An 18228-nucleotide genomic window follows, 5' to 3' on the forward strand; every position below is an offset into this window, starting at 1 on the left:
TCGGGCCAGTGCTGTCCCAGTGGACACTCAGCAGCGATCCGTTCCGGATCGAGTGGAGGTAGTGATGCTGTTTTCCGCGCTCCCGGCCAAGCAGGGCCTGTACGACCCGGAGGCCGAGGTCGACTCGTGCGGCGTCGCGATGGTCACCGACATCCACGGTCGCCGATCGCATTCGATCGTCGCCGACGGGCTCCTGGCGCTGGAAAATCTCGAGCACCGCGGGGCTGCCGGAGCCGAGACCAACAGCGGTGACGGCGCAGGCATCCTGATCCAGCTGCCGGACGAATTGTTGCGTGCCACCGTCGATTTCGAACTTCCGGAGCCGGCCGCCGACGGCTCGCACACCTATGCCGCGGGTACCTGCTTCCTGCCGATGGACGAGGAACTGCGCCGGCAGGCCATCGCGCGGGTGGAGGCGCTCGCCGCCGACGAGGGCATCACGATCCTCGGCTGGCGTGACGTCCCGGTCGACCACGAGCACGCCGACATCGGTGGCACCGCCGTGGCCTGCATGCCGTACATGATGCAGCTGTTCGTCACCGTCGACCCCGAGCCGGGTGCCGAGCGCATCGGCGGCGTCGCCGTCGACCGCTTCATCTATCCGTTCCGCAAGCAGGCCGAGCGCGTCACCCCGGAGATCGAGGAGGCGGGCACCGGCCTGTACTTCCCGTCGCTGTCGAGCCGCACCATGGTCTACAAGGGCATGCTCACCACGATGCAGCTGCCGCTCTACTACGCGGACCTGCGCGACGACCGGTGCCAGAGCGCCATCGCGATCGTCCATTCGCGGTTCTCGACCAACACCTTCCCGTCGTGGCCGCTCGCGCATCCGTTCCGGTTCGTCGCCCACAACGGCGAGATCAACACGGTTCGCGGCAATCGGAACCGCATGCGCGCCCGGGAGGCGCTGCTCGACACCGACCTCATACCCGGCGACCTCAAGCGTGCCTTCCCCATCTGCACCCCCGAGGCCTCGGACTCGGCGTCGCTCGACGAGGTGCTCGAACTCCTGCATCTCGGCGGCCGGAGCGTGCCCCACGCGGTCATGATGATGGTTCCCGAGGCGTGGGAGAACGTCCCCGACATGGACCCGAAGCGGCGCGCGTTCCTGCAGTTCAACGCGTCGCTGATGGAGGCCTGGGACGGTCCGGCGTGCGTCACCTTCACCGACGGCACCGTCGTCGGCGCGGTCCTCGACCGCAACGGCCTGCGTCCCGGACGCTGGTGGCAGACCCGCGACGGCCGGATCATCCTCGCCTCGGAGGCGGGCGTTCTCGACGTCCCGGTCGACGACATCATCAGCAAGGGGCGCCTCGAGCCGGGCCGCATGTTCCTCGTCGACACCACCGCGGGCCGGATCATCCCGGACGAGGAGATCAAGGGCGAACTGATGCACGCCGAGGCGTACGACGAGTGGTTGCACGCCGGGCTCCTCGACATCGCCACGCTGCCCGAACGCCCGGTCTTCCAGCCGAACCACGACACCGTCGTACGCCGGCAGCAGTCCTTCGGATACTCCGAGGAAGACCTGCGGGTGCTGCTCACCCCGATGGCCGCCTCGGGATACGAACCACTGGGTTCGATGGGCACCGACACCCCGATCGCGGTGCTGTCGCGGCGTTCCCGCCTGCTCTACGACTACTTCGTGGAACTGTTCGCGCAGGTCACCAACCCGCCGTTGGACGCCATCCGCGAGGAGATCGTCACCTCGATGGGCCGTGTGATGGGTCCGGAGCAGAACCTGCTCGACCCCACCGCCGCGTCGTGCCGCCAGATCATGCTGCACTGGCCGGTCCTCGACAACGCCGACCTCGCCAAGCTCGTCCACATCAACGACGACGGTGATCACCCGGGCCTGTCGGCCAAGGTGCTGCGTGCGCTGTACGAGGTGGACGACGGTGGAGAAGGTCTCCGGGTCGCCCTCGAGGACCTGCGCCGGCGGGCGAGCCAGGCGATCGCCGAGGGCCACACCACCCTCGTCATCTCCGACCGTCTCACCGACAAAGACCATGCACCGATCCCGTCGCTGCTGGCCATCTCGGCCGTCCACCATCACCTGGTGCGCACCAAGGAGCGCACCCGGGTCGCGCTCGTCGTCGAATCCGGCGACGCCCGCGAGGTCCACCACATCGCGACGCTCATCGGTTTCGGTGCGGCCGCGGTCAACCCGTATCTGGCACTGGAGACGATCGAGGACCTCATCGCCGAGGGCGAGTTGACCGGTGTCACCCCGTCGAAGGCCATCCGCAACTACCTCGAGGCGCTCGGCAAGGGCGTGCTGAAGGTGATGAGCAAGATGGGCATTTCGACCATCAGCTCCTACACCGCCGCACAGGCTTTCGAGGCCGTGGGGTTGTCGTCGGAGGTGGTGCGCGAGTACTTCACCCGCACGGTGTCGCGGATCGAGGGCGTCGGTCTCGACGAACTGGCCGAGGAAGTCCGCATCAGGCATCACCGCGCGTTTCCCGAGAACCCGACCGAGCAGGTCTACCGTCGTCTCGAGGTCGGTGGCGAGTACCAGTACCGCCGGGAAGGCGAGCTGCACCTGTTCACCCCGGAGACGATCTTCCTGCTGCAGCACGCCACCAAGAGCGGGCGGTCGGAGATCTTCCAGAAGTACTCCGACGAGGTCGACCGGCTGTCCCGCAAGGGCGGCACGCTCCGCGGCCTCTTCGAGTTCGATCTCGATGCGCGCGAACCGATCCCGATCGCGGAGGTGGAACCGGTCGAGGAGATCATGAAGCGCTTCAACACCGGCGCCATGAGCTACGGCTCGATCTCCGCGGAAGCCCACGAGACCATCGCGATGGCGATGAACAAGATCGGCGGCCGGTCGAACTCGGGGGAGGGCGGCGAGGACGTCGACCGTCTCTACGACCCGGAACGACGCAGCGCGGTCAAGCAGGTCGCGTCCGGCCGTTTCGGTGTCACCAGCGACTACCTGATCAACGCCACCGATATCCAGATCAAGATGGCGCAGGGTGCGAAACCCGGTGAGGGTGGCCAGCTTCCGGCGTACAAGGTGTACCCGTGGATAGCCAAGACCCGGCATTCGACGCCCGGCGTCGCGCTGATCTCACCGCCGCCGCACCACGACATCTACTCGATCGAGGACCTCGCCCAGCTGATCCACGATCTGAAGAACGCCAACTCCCAGGCCCGTATCCACGTCAAGCTGGTCAGCGCGGTCGGCGTGGGCACGGTCGCGACCGGCGTCTCCAAGGCACATGCCGACGTCGTGCTCATCTCCGGCCACGACGGCGGTACCGGCGCCTCGCCGCTCACCTCGCTCAAGCATGCGGGCACTCCCTGGGAGATCGGCCTGGCCGACGCCCAGCAGACGCTCATGCTCAACGGTCTGCGCGACCGCATCACCGTGCAGTGCGACGGTGCGCTGCGCACCGGACGCGACGTCATCATGGCCGCCCTCCTCGGCGCCGAGGAATACGGCTTCTCCACCGCGCCGCTCATCGTGGCCGGATGCATCATGATGCGTGTGTGTCACCTCGACACCTGCCCGGTCGGCGTGGCGACCCAGAACCCGCAGCTCCGTTCCCGTTTCACCGGCCAGGTGGACCACCTGGTCAACTTCTTCCGGTTCATCGCCGAGGACGTGCGGAAGTACCTGGCGCAGCTGGGTTACCGCACCCTCGATGAGGCGATCGGTCAGTCTCAGCGACTGCACACCGATTCCGCTGTCGCACACTGGAAGTCGAAGGGTCTTGATCTGTTGCCGATCTTCCGCAAGGTCGAGGGCAAGGGGCCGAGCCGGCGGGTGCGGGAGCAGTACCACGCACTCGACCGCGCGCTCGACCAGACGCTCATCCAGCTCGCCGAAGGGGCGCTGGAGGACGCCCACCCGGTGACGCTCGAACTGCCGGTGCGCAACGTGAACCGGACCGTCGGCACGTTGCTCGGCGCCGAGGTCACCCGTCGCTTCGGCGCCGAGGGCCTGGCCGAGGACACGATCGTGGTGAAACTGGAGGGTTCGGCCGGGCAGTCGCTCGGCGCGTTCCTGCCGCCGGGCGTGACGATCCGGCTCAGCGGCGACACCAACGACTACGTCGGCAAGGGGCTGTGCGGCGGCAAGATCGTCGTCGCCCCGCATCCCGACTCGTGGTTCGTCGCCGAGGACCAGGTCATCGCAGGCAACACCATCCTCTACGGCGCGACGTCGGGCGAGGTGTACCTGCGCGGGCGCGTGGGTGAGCGCTTCTCGGTGCGGAACTCGGGTGCGACCGCGGTCGTCGAAGGAGTGGGCGACCATGCCTGCGAGTACATGACCGGCGGGCGCGTGGTGATTCTCGGACCGACCGGACGCAACCTCGCGGCAGGTATGTCGGGTGGCATCGCCTTCGTGCACGACCTCGACCGCGACAAGGTCAACATGGCGATGGTCAAACTGATGCGCCCCGACCCCGACGACCTGGCCTGGCTCAAGGACGCCATCACCAAGCACGCCGAACTCACCGGTTCGGCGATCGGTGCGTCGATCCTCGCGGACTGGCCCCGACGCTGCCTGGCGTTCACGAAGGTCATGCCGACCGATTACAAGCGTGTCCTGGACGCGGCCCGGATGGCCGAGGCCGAGGGACGCGACGTCGATTCAGCGATCATGGAGGCGGCACGTGGCTGATCCGCGCGGGTTCCTGGAGGTCCCGAAGAAAGAAGCGAAGTACCGTCCGGTCGCCGAGCGCGTCCAGGACTGGGACGACGTCTACGTGCACGCCGACGACCCGACGAAGGTTCTGGCGGAGGTCAGCACCCAGGCGCGCCGGTGTATGGACTGCGGTATCCCGTTCTGCCACTCCGGAACCGCGGGCTGCCCGCTGGGCAATCTGATCCCGGAGTGGAACGACCTGGTCCGCCGCGGCCGGTGGGATGCGGCGAGCAGCCGGTTGCACGCCACCAACAACTTCCCCGAGTTCACCGGGATGGTGTGCCCGGCGCCGTGCGAGGCCGCCTGCGTCCTGTCGATCTCCGAGCGCGAGACCGGTGGCAGCGTCACCATCAAACGCATCGAGAAGACCATCGCCTACGAGTCGTGGGCCGAAGGCGTCATCGGGCCCGAGCCGCCGGAGTCCAAGACCGGCAAGTCGGTGGGCGTGGTCGGTTCCGGTCCTGCGGGACTCGCTGCGGCGCAACAGCTCACGCGTGCGGGCCACGACGTCACCGTCTACGAGCGGGACGACCGCCTCGGCGGGCTGCTGCGTTACGGCATCCCGGAGTACAAGCTCCAGAAGTCCGACATCGATCGTCGCATCGCCCAGATGCGCGCCGAGGGAACCGAATTCGTCACCAGTTGTGACGTCGGCACCGACCTGACGGTGGAGGACCTGCGTGCCCGGCACGACGCCGTCGTCCTGGCCATCGGCGCGATGGAGGCCCGCGACAACCCGGTGCCCGGCCGCGAACTCAACGGCGTCCACCTGGCGATGGAGCACCTCGTACCCGCCAACCGGGAATGCGAGGGCGACGGCCCCTCGCCGATCACCGCGGCCGGCAAGCACGTCGTGATCATCGGCGGCGGCGACACCGGTGCGGACTGCCTGGGCACCGCCCACCGGCAGGGTGCGGCGTCGGTGGTCCAGCTCGACTACAACCCCGAACTGCCCGACGAACGCGACGACAGCCGATCACCGTGGCCCACCTGGCCACTGGTCATGCGGACCTCCAGTGCGCACGCCGAGGGCGGGGAGCGCAAGTACCAGGTGGCCGTGCAGCGTTTCCTCGGCGACGTGGAGGGCAATGTCACCACCATGGTGCTCGCCGAGGTCGAGGTGCAGCGTGACGCCGACGGCCGACGTGAGATCAGGCCGGTTGGTGACGAGTTCGAGATCCCTTGCGAACTAGCGCTTTTCGCGATCGGATTCGCCGGTGTGGAACGGGGTGAACTGCTGTCGGGTCTGGAGATCGAACCCAACAAGCGTGGGGCCATCTCATGTGGAAGTGATTGGCAGACCGACGCTCCCGGCATTTTCGTGTGTGGTGACGCCCACCGTGGCGCGTCGCTGGTGGTATGGGCGATCGCCGAGGGGCGGTCGACGGCACGGGCCGTCGATGAGTTCCTCGTCGGCGAATCCGACCTTCCGTCACCGGTTCGTCCGGCAGCGCTGCCGCTGTCGGTGCGCTGACGGGTCCGCGGTCGCCGAACGCCGCTCCGGCGACGATGACGGAGAACACGCGCGGGCTGTCCGTGTGAGGCGAAATCCGTACCGGAAAGTAGTGGGCTGTCACCAGCGACAACACCACATGACCCCTGGGTGACGACTTCGGCGGCGCGTGGAGATGCACCACCGACGGGACTAAGGTGAGGTTGTGACTCGGCGAACCAAGATTGTCTGCACCATGGGTCCGGCCACTTCCAGCGACGAGAAGCTCAAGGAACTCGTCGCCAGCGGTATGGATGTGGCCCGGATGAACTTCAGCCACGGCAAGCATGAGGACCATGCTGCCGTCTACGCGCGCGTCCGCAAGGCCTCCGATGCTGCGGAGAAGGCCGTCGGCATCCTCGCCGACCTGCAGGGACCCAAGATCCGGCTCGGCCGTTTCGACGGCTGTGACGGCGCCACCGTCTGGGAGACGGGGGAGGATGTCCGGATCACCGTCGACGATGTCGAGGGCACCCACGACCGCGTCTCGACCACCTACAAGAACCTGTCCGAGGACGCGCACCCCGGCGACCGGCTCCTGGTCGACGACGGCAAGGTCGGACTTACCGTCGCCTCGATCGACGGCAACGACGTGGTCTGCACCGTCACCGAGGGCGGTCCGGTCAGCAACAACAAGGGCCTGTCGATGCCGGGTATGAGCGTCTCGGTGCCCGCATTGTCCGAGAAGGACATCGCCGACCTCGAATTCGCACTCGACCTGGGCGTCGACCTGGTCGCGTTGTCGTTCGTGCGCAGCCCGTCCGACATCGAACTCGTCCACGAGGTCATGGACCGCGTGGGTCGCCGGGTTCCGGTCATCGCGAAGCTGGAGAAGCCGGAGGCCATCGAGAACCTCGAGGCCATCGTCCTGGCGTTCGACGCGATCATGGTCGCCCGCGGCGACCTGGGTGTCGAGCTGCCGCTCGAGGAGGTACCGCTGGTGCAGAAGCGGGCCATCCAGATGGCCCGCGAGAACGCCAAGCCGGTGATCGTCGCGACCCAGATGCTCGACTCGATGATCGAGAACTCGCGCCCCACCCGCGCCGAGGCCTCCGACGTCGCGAATGCGGTCCTCGACGGCGCGGACGCGGTCATGCTGTCCGGCGAGACGTCGGTGGGCAAGTTCCCGCTCGAGACCGTCCGCACGATGGACCGCATCTGCCGGGCCGTCGAGACCGGCCCGCGCGACGTGCCACCGCTCTCGCATGTGCCCCGCACCAAGCGCGGCGTCATCTCGTACGCGGCGCGCGACATCGGTGAGCGCCTCGAGGTCAAGGCGCTCGTGGCGTTCACCCAGTCCGGCGACACCGTCCGACGCCTCGCCCGGCTGCACTCGCGCCTGCCGCTGCTGGCCTTCACGCCGACGCAGGAGGTGCGTAGTCAGCTCGCCCTGAGCTGGGGCACGGAGACCTTCATCGTCGACCACGTCGACACCACCGATCACATGATCGACCAGGTCGACCACCAGCTGCTGCGCATCGGCCGTCTGGCCGAGGGCGACGTGGTGGTCATCGTGGCCGGCGCCCCGCCGGGCACCGTCGGCTCGACGAACATGATCCACGTCCACCGCATCGGCGAGCAGGACCACTGACGCCGGAGGCGTTGAGCAGACCACTGACGCCGGAGGCGTTGAAGGAGACCACTGACGCCGGAGGCGTTGAGCAGACCACTGACGCCGGAGGCGTTGAGCAGACCACCAGGAGTGTGAGCCCCGGTCTGTCACTAGGGTGAAGGCCATGACCGTGGAACAGGCCGGGGATCTCGGCAAGCTGCTGGCACTGCTCGACGTCGAACGTCGCGACGAGGACGTGTTCATCGGGCAGCACCCGGAGCAGGTCACCGCTCGGACCTTCGGTGGACAGCTTCTCGGGCAGGGCGTGGTGGCCGCATCCCGCAGCCTTACCCGTGGCAACCCGCCGATCCACGCTCTGCACGCCCACTTCATCCGTGGTGGCGATGTCACCAAGCCGATGGAGTACCACGTCGACCGATTCCGCGACGGCAAGTCCTTCGCCAATCGCCAGGTCACCGCCAAGCAGGACGGCGAACAGGTCTTCACGATGCTCGTGGCCTTCCAGGACAACACCGCCGGGCTCGAACACGCCGTCGAGATCCCGCAGGTGCCCTACCCGGAGGAGTTGCCGCCTCTCGGTGAGCATTTCAAGGGTTACGAGGACCGCATCGCGACCTTCGTGAACGCCTTGCATCCCGTCGACATCCGCTTCGCCAACGACCCGAGCTGGAAGGCGAAGGAGGCGGGGCGCAAGCTCACCGACAACCGGGTGTGGATGAAGGCCGACGGCGTGATGCCCGACGATCCCGTGATGCACGTCGCCGCAATGTGTTACGCCTCGGACACCACGGTTCTCGACTCGATCATCACCACGCACGGACTGTCGTGGGGCATCGACCGGCTGTTCGCCGCGACCGTCAACCACTCGATGTGGTTCCATCGCGAGTTCCGCTTCGACGACTGGCTGCTGTACGCGACGCGTTCGCCGGTGGCGACCGGTTCGCGCGGAATGGGCTCGGGACGGTTCTGGACGCGCGACGGCACGCTCGCGACCTCGGTCGTCCAGGAGGCACTGATCAAGTATTTTCCGCCGAAGAAGTGACGCACCGGAAATGACCATCGGCCAGGAGATGTGGCTGGATCCGGGCCCTCCGCTGCCGCGCCGCACGTGGCAACGCAGGACCCGGGTGCCGGTCATCGTGGGTACGACGATCGCGATGGTGCTGTTCGCGGCCGTCGCGCTCGGCGCCCTGCTGTTGGGTGTGCTGCGCACCCCGACCTTCACCGCGAAGGGCGGCGTCGTCGCCGACTGCGCGACAGAGGTTGCTGCGGCGCCCGGCGGCGGACAGATCGCCCGGGGGACACCGGTCTTCGTCTACGACGCCGCGGGCGGAGAGGTTGCGACGACCTCGCTGAGCGGGTTTCTCCGCAGCGACACGGGCTGCCAACTGACGTTCGAGGTCGACGGGGTGGAGTACACCGATGCCGGCTATGTCGTCCGCGTCGGCGAGAGCTTGTCACAACCGGTGTCGACCGCTGCCCTCCAGAAGGGTGCGGTCCTCCGGCCGTTCGGCTGAATCCTCCGGGTCTTCGCCGTTCTCCCGCCGCGACATGGGCGGCAGTTGTCCGGACAGGCGGTGAACCCCGGGTTAAACTTCGCCGGATCAATGGTGGGCCCGGACACGTTGTGTCGATTCCTTTTTCGACACCCCGCAGTCAGCCGGGCCGCGATGTCGCCGGGATTCCCGGCTGCGACATCCGAGGCGTAGGGAGTGTGCGTGGAGTACAGCATCGACTGGGGTAACGAGGTCTGGGCCAGCCTGAAGTGGCTGGCCATCGCATTCGGCATCGCCGCGGTCGCGATGCTCGTCATCGGCTTCCTGCTCGCTCGCTTCAGCCGATGGGGCCGGCCGCTGTGGCGCGTGATCGGTGGTTTCTTCACCGAGCCCGGCACCCGTCTCAAGGCCTGGGGACTGGCCGCGCTGCTCACGGTGCTCGCACTGCTCGGTGTGCGGATCACCGTGCTGTTCTCCTACTTCAGCAACGATCTGTTCACAGGTCTCCAGACCGCCGCCGAGGGACTGGGGGCCGGCGGCCCGCAGGGGGCCGAGATGCTGCAGATGGGCAAGGACGCCTTCTGGCACTCGATGGCGGTGTTCGGCATCCTCGCCACAGTCCACGTCGTGCGCACGATGATCGAGATCTACGTCGGGGCAGCCTTCGAGATCAACCTGCGCCGCTGGATGACCGGCGGCGCGGCGGCGGACTGGATGGACGGGCGTGCTTTCTATCGCAATCGTTTCGTCGACCTGAGCTCGGGCCTCATGCGCCGGAAGTGGTTCCGCCGCACGTCGGAGCCGTCGCAGAAGCCGACCGACATCCATCCCGGCGTCGACAACCCCGACCAGCGCATCCAGGCCGACATCACCAACGTCGCCTCGGTCGGGTCGTCGCTGCTCTGGGGTGGCGGTGGCTCGTCGACCAACGGTGTGCTGACCGCGGTCGCCTCGATCGCGTCGTTCTCGAAGATCCTGTGGGACCTCTCGGGCCCGGTGACGCTCCTCGGCGTCGAGATCCCGCGGATGATGATGTGGCTGGTCCTGGTGTACGTGCTCGTGACCAGCGTCGTGGCCTTCGCCATCGGCCGCCCGCTCATCCGACTCAACTTCTGGCAGGAACGTCTCACCGCGAACTTCCGCTACGCCCTCGTCCGAGTCCGCGACGGGGCCGAGAACATCGCGTTCTATCGCGGCGAACGCGTCGAGCACAACGGCCTGATGTCACGCTTCGCGGCGGTCATCAGGAACTACTGGCAGATCATCCACGTCCAGATGGCCTTCGTCGGCTGGAACTTCAGCGTCAGCCAGCTCGCGGTGGTGTTCCCGTACCTGGTTCAGATCCCACGATTCTTCGACGGGCAGATCAAACTCGGCGACATGCAGCAGACCGCATCGGCCTTCGGCGAGATGCACGACGCGTTGTCGTTCTTCCGGACCGCGTACGACGACTTCACCGGCCTGCGCGCCTCGATCATCCGTCTCGACGGGCTCGCCGATGCCGACGTGAAGTCGCGTGCCATGCCCGAGATCACGACCGTGGATCGGGACCGGGCTGTTCGTCTCGCCGATATCAGCGTCAAGACCCCGACCGGCGACGAACTGATCCGCGCGCTCAACATCTCGCTCGACCCCGGTGACGCACTCGTCGTCAAGGGCCGGTCCGGTTCGGGTAAGACCACCTTGCTTCGCGGACTCGCGGGCCTGTGGCCGTTCATCGATGGTGAGTTCTCCCGTCCACCGGACGCGCACACCTTGTTCCTGTCCCAGATGCCCTACATCCCGCTCGGTGACCTCCGTACAGCCGTCGCCTACCCGGCGCTGCCCGACGATGTCGGTGACGAGGCGATCAAACAGGCTCTGGAGCAGGTCTTCCTGCCGCACCTGACCGGCCGCCTGTACGACGAGGAGGACTGGGCCAAGGTCCTGTCGCCGGGTGAGCAGCAGCGCGTGGCGTTCGCCCGAATCCTGTTGACGAAGCCGCAGGCGGTGTTCATGGATGAGGCGACCTCGGCGGTCGACGAGGGCCTCGAGTACGCGCTGTATCAACTGGTACGCACCGAACTCCCGGACACGATCCTGGTGTCGGTCAGCCACCGCAGCACCACCGATCAGCACCACACCGAAGTGCTCGAACTGACCGGTGACGGGGCGTGGACTCTGTCGTCGATCGACTCGAGTCCTTCGCTTGACAAACGGTCTTGACCTGCAGGTTGTCGATCCGGGTCGCGTTTGCGTGAACCGATCCTTGCTGCTGCAACTACTCGCTAGTGTGATGCGCAACACAACCATCGCACTGGCGAGTAGGGGCCCAGATGACCGCAGCAGACCTGATCACCTTTCCCCATGAGACCGGCGTCGACGTGTCGACGCTCCCGGCCGCGTTCCAGCAGACCGTCACCGTCCGTCCGGACGCCGTGGCGATCCGTACCGTCGGTGGCATCCAGCAGCTCACCTGGTCGCAGTACGCGACCCGCGTGGAGGCGATCGCCGGCGGTCTCGCCGCCCTCGGCGTGGGGCGCGGGGACACGGTCGGCATCATGCTGACCAACCGGCCGGAGTTCCATCTGGTCGACACCGCGGCACTCCACCTCGGTGCGGTCCCGTTCTCGATCTACAACACCAGCGCCCCTGACCAGATCGAGTACCTGTTCGGCAACGCCGAGAACAGGATCGTGATCACCGAGCAGGTCTTCCTGCCGGTGATCACCGCCGCGAACACCGGCGTCGAACGCATTGTCGTCGTCGACGACGTGGCCGACGGCGCCATCTCACTCGACGACGTCGAACGCACGCCTCCGCCAGAGGGTTTCGACTTCGCCGCGTCGTGGCAGGCAGTCGAACCCGAGGACCTCGCGACCCTGATCTACACATCGGGCACCACTGGGCCGCCCAAGGGCGTCGAGATCACCCATCGCAACATCGTCGCGGAGATGGCGGCTCTCGCCGAGAAGCTCGACGTGGGATTCGACGACCGCTCGATCTCGTATCTGCCGGCTGCCCACATCGCCGACCGGGTGTCGTCGCATGCAGCGAACCTGATGCGCGGGATACAGATCACCACAGTGCCCGATCCGCGCGAGATCGCGACGGCTCTACCCGAAGTGCATCCGACGTTCTTCTTCGGGGTTCCGCGGGTGTGGCAGAAGATCCGCGCCGGCATCGAGGCCAAGGTCGCCGAGGAGTCCAGTCCGGTCAAGAGGGCTCTCGCCGGTTGGGCTTTCGGGGTCGGCGCATCGACCGCGCAGGCGCGTATCGACGGCAAGGGGAGCGGCCTTCTGGGCGGCGTCCAGCACGGAATCGCCGACAAGCTGGTCCTGCACAAGGTGCGTGCCGCACTCGGACTCGACGAGGTGGTCTTCGCGGGATCGGGAGCCGCGGCGATCCCGGTAGAGGTGCTGAAGTTCTTCCTGGGGCTGGGGATTCCGATCCTGGAGGTCTGGGGGATGTCGGAGACCACCGGCGTCTCGACGATGACCACCCCGGACAATCTGAAGATCGGCACCGTGGGCCCGCCGATACGAGGGATGGAGGTCAGGCTCGCCGACGACGGTGAACTGCTCGTCCGCGGCCCCGTCGTGATGCGCGGCTACCGCAACCAACCCGAGAAGACGGCCGAGACGATCGACGCCGACGGTTGGCTGTCCACCGGGGATATCGCGAAGATCGACGACGACGGCAACGTGATCATCGTCGACCGCAAGAAGGAACTCATCATCAACGAGTCCGGAAAGAACATGTCACCCACCAACATCGAGAACGCGATGAAGGCGGCGTCGTCGTTGATCGGTCAGGTCGCGGCGATCGGGGATTCGAAACCCTATGTGTCCGCACTCGTGGTCCTCGACCCGGAGGCAGTGGCGGTACGCGCCAAGAGGCTGAGCATGCCGAACGCCGACCTGGCCGAGTTGTCGACGCATCCCGAGATCGTGGAGGAGGTCTCGTCGGCGATCCGGACCGGCAACGGAAAGCTGTCCCGCGTCGAACAGGTGAAACGATTCACCATCGTCCCGGCGGCGTGGGACCCGGGCGGCGACGAGCTGACCCCGACGATGAAGTTGCGTCGCAACCCGATCGCGGCCAAGTACGCAGCCGAGATCGGCGCACTGTACGAATCGGAGCCGGGTGGGTCCGTCGTGGATCTGCGGTCATGACCGCCGACGACGACTCGGCGGGTCCCGAACTCGGTCCGGTCGACTACGTCGTCGTCGAGTGGGCGGGGACGCAGCCCACGGGTGAGGCGTTGCCCTACCTGATGGACCTGATCGACCGCGGGATCGTGCGACTCATCGACATCGTCTTCGTGTCGAAGGCGACCGACGGCACCATCGCCGAGCTCGGGATCGGAGAGCTGGGCGCCGAATTCGCGATCTTCGACGGTGCGGCGACGTCGATTCTCGACGACACCGACATCCGCGAGGCCGCCGCCGCACTGGAACCCGGTTCCAGCGCAGCGATTCTCGTGTGGGAGAACCTGTGGGCGGCGCCGTTCGCCACCGCCCTGCGCAACAACGGCGGGCGAGTGGTCGCGTCGGGCCGGATCCCGGTCGACGCGCTGCTCGAGACGCTCGACGCGATCGAGGAATGAAGGGACAGGTGTCATGCCAGGTCTGATCCGCGGGGTCGCCCGCACGGCCGTCATCTCCGGAACCGCCACGGCGGTGAGCAATCGGGTGTCCCGACGCCAGGCGAGTCGCTGGGCACAACAGGGCACCGTCACCCAGCAGGATCCGACCGCTCAGCAGTACCCGCCACCCCAGTACGCGCCGACCCCGTACCCGGAGTCGCCGCCCCCGCCACAGCCGCCCCGACCGCCGGCGCAGTCGAGCAGTACGGACACGATCACGGCTCTGAAGGAACTCGGTGCGCTGTATCAGCAGGGCATCCTCACCGAAGCCGAGTTCGCCGCGCAGAAGGCCAAGATCCTCGGGATGTGAGGGTTGGGACCGGGCACCAGGTCAGGACGGCTCGACGGTGAGCTCGTCTGCGTCGTCGAGGTTTTCGCGGGCGGCCTGGCGGGAGGTGTCCTTGAGCGCCACCCCCGACCGGCCGAGTTTGCGGGCGCCGTCGACCAGTGCGGTGGTGATCCGTGCGGCGACCTCGTAGTGCAGTCCGTCTGGCGGGTGGATGTTGGAGATGCAGTTGCGATCGGCGTCGGTGCGGCCGGGCCGGGGCAGATGGGTCAGGTAGATGCCGAGGCTGTCGGCGACCGACAGTCCCGGCCGTTCACCGATGATCACGATGAGGGTCGTCGCGCCGAGTGCCTCACCGATGTGGTCGCCGAGTGCGACGCGTGCCTGGGTGGCGATCACCGGCGGCGCGATGGTGTAGCGATCCTCGAAGGCGTCGAGGAGTGCGGCCACGAGGCCGTGAGCATGATCGACGACCGCGCGCGGCGACAAGCCGTCGGCGATGACGATGCCGATCTCGGCGCCGCACTCGGTGAGGGCGGACAGATCCTCCGGCATCCGGCCGAGATCGGGCCGGCGCAGGTACTCGCCTCGGTCGGACGCCCGGCTCGTCACGACGACCGGATCGCCGAGGTCGAGGTCGGCGAGCGACTCGGCGACGGCCTCGGCGTCGAGGGGTTCGTGAACGGCGTCCCGCGCTGCCGCGTGCGCAGCCTGGAACTCCAGCACGCGACGCGACGGCAACGAGTTCCCGGCGCGCCCCAAACCGATGCGCGCCTGAGTGGTCCGCCGCATCGCGGCCCAGACGTCGTCGCCGTCGGAGACCGGAGACCGGTCCGGGGTGCTCATCGCCCGGCCGCCAGGGGCAGGAGCGGGGAGGAGGCCGGATCGACCGGGAGGATTCGGCCGTCGGCGTCGGACATGCCGAGTCGGGCGAGCCACGCCTCGAACTCCGGCGCGGGGCGCAACCCGAGTGCCTGGCGGACGTACAGCGCGTCGTGGAACGCCAGGCTCTGGTAGCCGAGCATGACGTCGTCGGCGCCGGGCACCGCGATCACGAACGCCGCACCGGCGACACCGAGGAGCGTGAGCAGGGTGTCCATGTCGTCCTGGTCGGCCTCGGCATGGTTGGTGTAGCAGACGTCGACGCCCATCGGGAGTCCGAGGAGCTTGCCGCAGAAGTGATCTTCGAGTCCGGCGCGGATGATCTGTTTGCCGTCGTAGAGGTATTCCGGGCCGATGAACCCGACGACGGTGTTGATCAGCAACGGGTCCAGTGCGCGCGCCACCGCGTAGGCCCTCGTCTCGAGGGTCTGCTGGTCGACGGGCTTGCCCCCGGTGCCGAGGTGGGCGCCCGCCGACAATGCGGACCCCTGACCGGTCTCCAGGTACATGACGTTGTCGCCGACCGTGCCGCGTCGCAGGGACCGGCCGGCCTCGTTGGCCTCCTGCAGGATCGAGAGGTTCACCCCGAATCCCGTGTTGGCTCCTTCGGTTCCGGCGATGGACTGGAACACGAGGTCCACCGGGACGTTCTGACCGATCAGGTCGACGGTGGTGGTGACGTGGGAGAGGACGCAGGACTGCATCGGGATCTCGAACCGCTGACGGATCTCGTCGAGCATGTGCAGCAGGTCGGCGGTCGCCTGTGGTGAGTCCGACGCCGGGTTGATCCCGATCACCGCGTCGCCACAACCCATCAGCAGGCCGTCGAGCGTGGCTGCGGCGATTCCGCGCGGGTCGTCGGTCGGGTGGTTGGGCTGCAGGCGGGTGGCGATCCGGCCGGGGAGTCCGATCGTGGTGCGGAAGGCCGAGGTCACCCGGATGGCCGAGGCAACCAGGATCAGATCCTGGTTGCGCATGATCTTCGATGTCGCGGCCGCCATCTCGGGAGTGACAGCAGGGGAGATGCGGGCGATGCGTTCGGCAGCGTCGGCGCGGGTGGAGATCTCGAGCAGCCAGTCGCGGAACCCGCCGACGGTCAGGTGCGAGATCTCGTCGAAGGCCGCGCGATCGTGGGTGTCGACGATGAGCCGGGTCACCTCGTCCGACTCATACGGGACGAGGAGATCGACGAGAAATTCCGAGAGCGGGACATCGGCCAATTGCCATGCCGCAGCTGCACGTTCGGCACCCGACGTGGCGGCGCAGCCGGCCAGCTCGTCACCCGAGCGGCGGGGTGTGGCCTTCGCCATGAGTTCGACGAGGCCGTCGAACTCATAGGTCGTGCCGGAGATGGTCTGGGTGAATCTCATGGTTCCCCGAAGTCTAGGTTCGCCCGGCCCTGTGTGCATGGCGAACGAACCGCTCGGATCGGCATGGATCCGACAGTGACCCTTGACACAGCAGACGCGATGAATGTACGTTCACTCATACAAACACCACAGTTCATAAATGGACTCCCCGCGGCGCCCGAGACGCCGTTGACCACTGCAGACGCCCCGCATGGACATGCCCCGGGCGATTCCCCACACAAGGAGTGAGCAGGATGGATTACGAAGACATCGACTACACGGTCGAGGGACCCACCGCGATCATCACCATGAACCGACCGCATCGGTACAACGCCTTCCGGGCCAAGACGGTCGAGGAGATGATCAACGCCTTCCGACGTGCCTGGGCCGACAACGGAGTGCAGGCGGTCATCCTCACCGGAGCCGGCGAGAAGGCGTTCTGCACCGGCGGAGACGTGAAACAGCGTGCCGAGACCGGCGACTACGGACCGAGCGAGAGCGGCATGTTCGAGATCGGGAACCTGCACAAGACGATTCGCGACATCCCGAAGCCGGTCATCGCCGCGGTCAACGGACTCGCCATCGGCGGTGGTCACGTGCTGCACGTCCTGTGCGACCTCACCATCGCCGCAGACACCGCGCGCTTCGGTCAGTCCGGACCCAAGGTCGGCTCCTTCGACGCCGGGTTCGGCTCGGCCTTCCTCGCCCGTGTCGTGGGGGAGAAGCGGGCCCGCGAGATCTGGTATCTCTGCCGGCAGTACGACGCCGAGACCGCCGAACGGTGGGGTCTGGTCAACTGGGTCGTCCCGGCCGCGGATCTGCTCGACGAGGCGAAGAAGATCGCCGCCGAGATCGCCGAGAAGTCGCCCACCACGCTGCGTTTCCTCAAGCAGAGCTTCAACGCCGACACCGATCATCAGGCCGGGCTGTCGAATCTCGCGATGAGCGCGCTCGACCTCTTCACGCACTCCCCCGAAGGACTCGAGGGGGCCAACGCCTTCGCGGAGAAGCGCACACCGCAGTTCAACCAGTACGTCGGTGCCTGATCACCGTCCAGCGACAGCACAGAGGAAATCTCATGAGTGACAAGCACATCGCCGTCGTGACCGGAGCCGGGTCCGGCATCGGCAAGGCCATCGCGCTCGGCTTCGCGGCAGAGGGCACCACGGTGGTCGCGGCCGACCTCGACCTCGACGCCGCCAAGCGCACCGCGGAGGAGGCCGGTTCCATCATCCCGATGGCCGTCGACGTCGCCGACCGGGCGAAGGTCGACGAACTGCGGGACGCCGTGAACGCCGAGGTCGGTGTCCCCGACATTCTCGTCAACGCGGCCGGCTGGGACCGCACGGACCAGTTCCTGAACGCCACCACCGAGTTCGCCGAGAAGGTGGTGGCCATCAACTACCTCGGCCCCGTGCACATGGCCAGCGCGTTCCTGCCCGGCATGGTGGAGGCGTCGAAGGCCGACGGCTGGCAGGGTGGCCGCGTCGTCAACCTCGCCTCCGACGCCGGTCGCGTCGGATCGGCGGGCGAGACCATCTACGCCGGCGCGAAGGGCGGCGTCATCGCCCTTTCGAAGTCGCTCGCGCGGGAGATGGCCCGTTATCAGATCACCGTCAATGCGGTCTGCCCCGGACCGACCGACACCCCGCTCTTCCAAGCACAACCGGAGAAGCTGAAAGAGGCTCTGGTGAAGGCGATCCCGTTCCGGAGGCTCGCTCGCCCCGACGAGGTGGCCGCACCCGTCCTGTTCTTCGCCTCGCCCGCGGCGTCGTTCATCACCGGTCAGGTGATCAGCGTCAGCGGCGGTCTCACCATGGCCGGCTGACCGGCCACCACCCACCCCGGACCGAGAAGAGAACC

The 18228-nt window shown here is 67.3% G+C and carries 13 protein-coding genes; 11 read left to right on the forward strand and 2 right to left on the reverse strand.

The features are described from left to right. The first annotated feature begins 64 nt into the window (after nucleotides 1-64). The 9 genes from gltB (at nucleotide 65) to GKZ92_RS09485 (ending at nucleotide 14158) form a co-directional block, all read left to right on the forward strand. Nucleotides 65-4636: a glutamate synthase large subunit gene (gltB, locus tag GKZ92_RS09445; protein ID WP_155225211.1), complete on the forward strand. Its 4572-nt coding sequence runs from the start codon at nucleotides 65-67 to the stop codon at nucleotides 4634-4636. Beyond that, the gene (locus GKZ92_RS09450; RefSeq protein WP_006360579.1) at nucleotides 4629-6134 is read left to right on the forward strand and encodes a glutamate synthase subunit beta; all 1506 of its coding nucleotides are present in this window, start codon (nucleotides 4629-4631) and stop codon (nucleotides 6132-6134) included. The genes gltB and GKZ92_RS09450 overlap by 8 nt, the downstream gene beginning before the upstream one ends. 184 nt (nucleotides 6135-6318) lie before the next feature. Further along, nucleotides 6319-7743: a pyruvate kinase gene (gene pyk, locus GKZ92_RS09455; RefSeq protein ID WP_035755322.1), complete on the forward strand. Its 1425-nt coding sequence runs from the start codon at nucleotides 6319-6321 to the stop codon at nucleotides 7741-7743. Between the two features lie 145 nt (nucleotides 7744-7888). Further along, nucleotides 7889-8767, forward strand: coding sequence for an acyl-CoA thioesterase (locus GKZ92_RS09460; protein WP_035755324.1), 879 nt, complete (start codon nucleotides 7889-7891; stop codon nucleotides 8765-8767). A gap of 10 nt (nucleotides 8768-8777) precedes the next feature. Further along, entirely contained in the window at nucleotides 8778-9242 is a 465-nt protein-coding gene (locus tag GKZ92_RS09465; RefSeq protein WP_035755326.1) for a hypothetical protein, read from the forward strand. 201 nt (nucleotides 9243-9443) lie between these two features. Continuing rightward, on the forward strand, nucleotides 9444-11426 hold the full coding sequence (locus tag GKZ92_RS09470) for an ABC transporter ATP-binding protein/permease (protein ID WP_155225212.1): 1983 nt from the start codon (nucleotides 9444-9446) through the stop codon (nucleotides 11424-11426). A 110-nt stretch (nucleotides 11427-11536) separates the two neighbouring features. Further along, entirely contained in the window at nucleotides 11537-13375 is a 1839-nt protein-coding gene (locus GKZ92_RS09475; protein ID WP_006360584.1) for an AMP-dependent synthetase/ligase, read from the forward strand. Continuing rightward, entirely contained in the window at nucleotides 13372-13809 is a 438-nt protein-coding gene (locus GKZ92_RS09480; RefSeq protein WP_006360585.1) for a DUF6325 family protein, read from the forward strand. The genes GKZ92_RS09475 and GKZ92_RS09480 overlap by 4 nt, the downstream gene beginning before the upstream one ends. A 13-nt stretch (nucleotides 13810-13822) precedes the next feature. After that, a complete protein-coding gene (locus GKZ92_RS09485) occupies nucleotides 13823-14158 on the forward strand; it encodes an SHOCT domain-containing protein (RefSeq protein ID WP_006360586.1) in 336 nt (111 codons plus the stop codon). Between the two features lie 21 nt (nucleotides 14159-14179). On the opposite strand, the gene eutC is transcribed toward GKZ92_RS09485, so the two are convergent. Beyond that, nucleotides 14180-14980 (reverse strand): ethanolamine ammonia-lyase subunit EutC, encoded by an 801-nt coding sequence (gene eutC, locus GKZ92_RS09490; protein ID WP_006360587.1) that lies wholly within the window; start codon nucleotides 14978-14980, stop codon nucleotides 14180-14182. After that, nucleotides 14977-16386 (reverse strand): ethanolamine ammonia-lyase subunit EutB, encoded by a 1410-nt coding sequence (locus tag GKZ92_RS09495; protein ID WP_042376157.1) that lies wholly within the window; start codon nucleotides 16384-16386, stop codon nucleotides 14977-14979. The genes eutC and GKZ92_RS09495 overlap by 4 nt, the downstream gene beginning before the upstream one ends. 233 nt (nucleotides 16387-16619) lie before the next feature. Here GKZ92_RS09495 and GKZ92_RS09500 point away from each other — a divergent pair, with 233 nt between their 5' ends. Further along, nucleotides 16620-17411 (forward strand): enoyl-CoA hydratase-related protein, encoded by a 792-nt coding sequence (locus GKZ92_RS09500; protein ID WP_005196147.1) that lies wholly within the window; start codon nucleotides 16620-16622, stop codon nucleotides 17409-17411. A gap of 32 nt (nucleotides 17412-17443) precedes the next feature. Then, complete coding sequence (locus GKZ92_RS09505) at nucleotides 17444-18193, forward strand: SDR family NAD(P)-dependent oxidoreductase (protein WP_006360589.1); 750 nt, start codon at nucleotides 17444-17446, stop codon at nucleotides 18191-18193. The last annotated feature ends 35 nt before the right edge of the window (nucleotides 18194-18228 follow it).

The sequence above is a fragment of the Gordonia sp. 135 genome (assembly GCF_009720185.1).
In the GTDB taxonomy this organism is placed as follows: domain Bacteria; phylum Actinomycetota; class Actinomycetes; order Mycobacteriales; family Mycobacteriaceae; genus Gordonia; species Gordonia alkanivorans.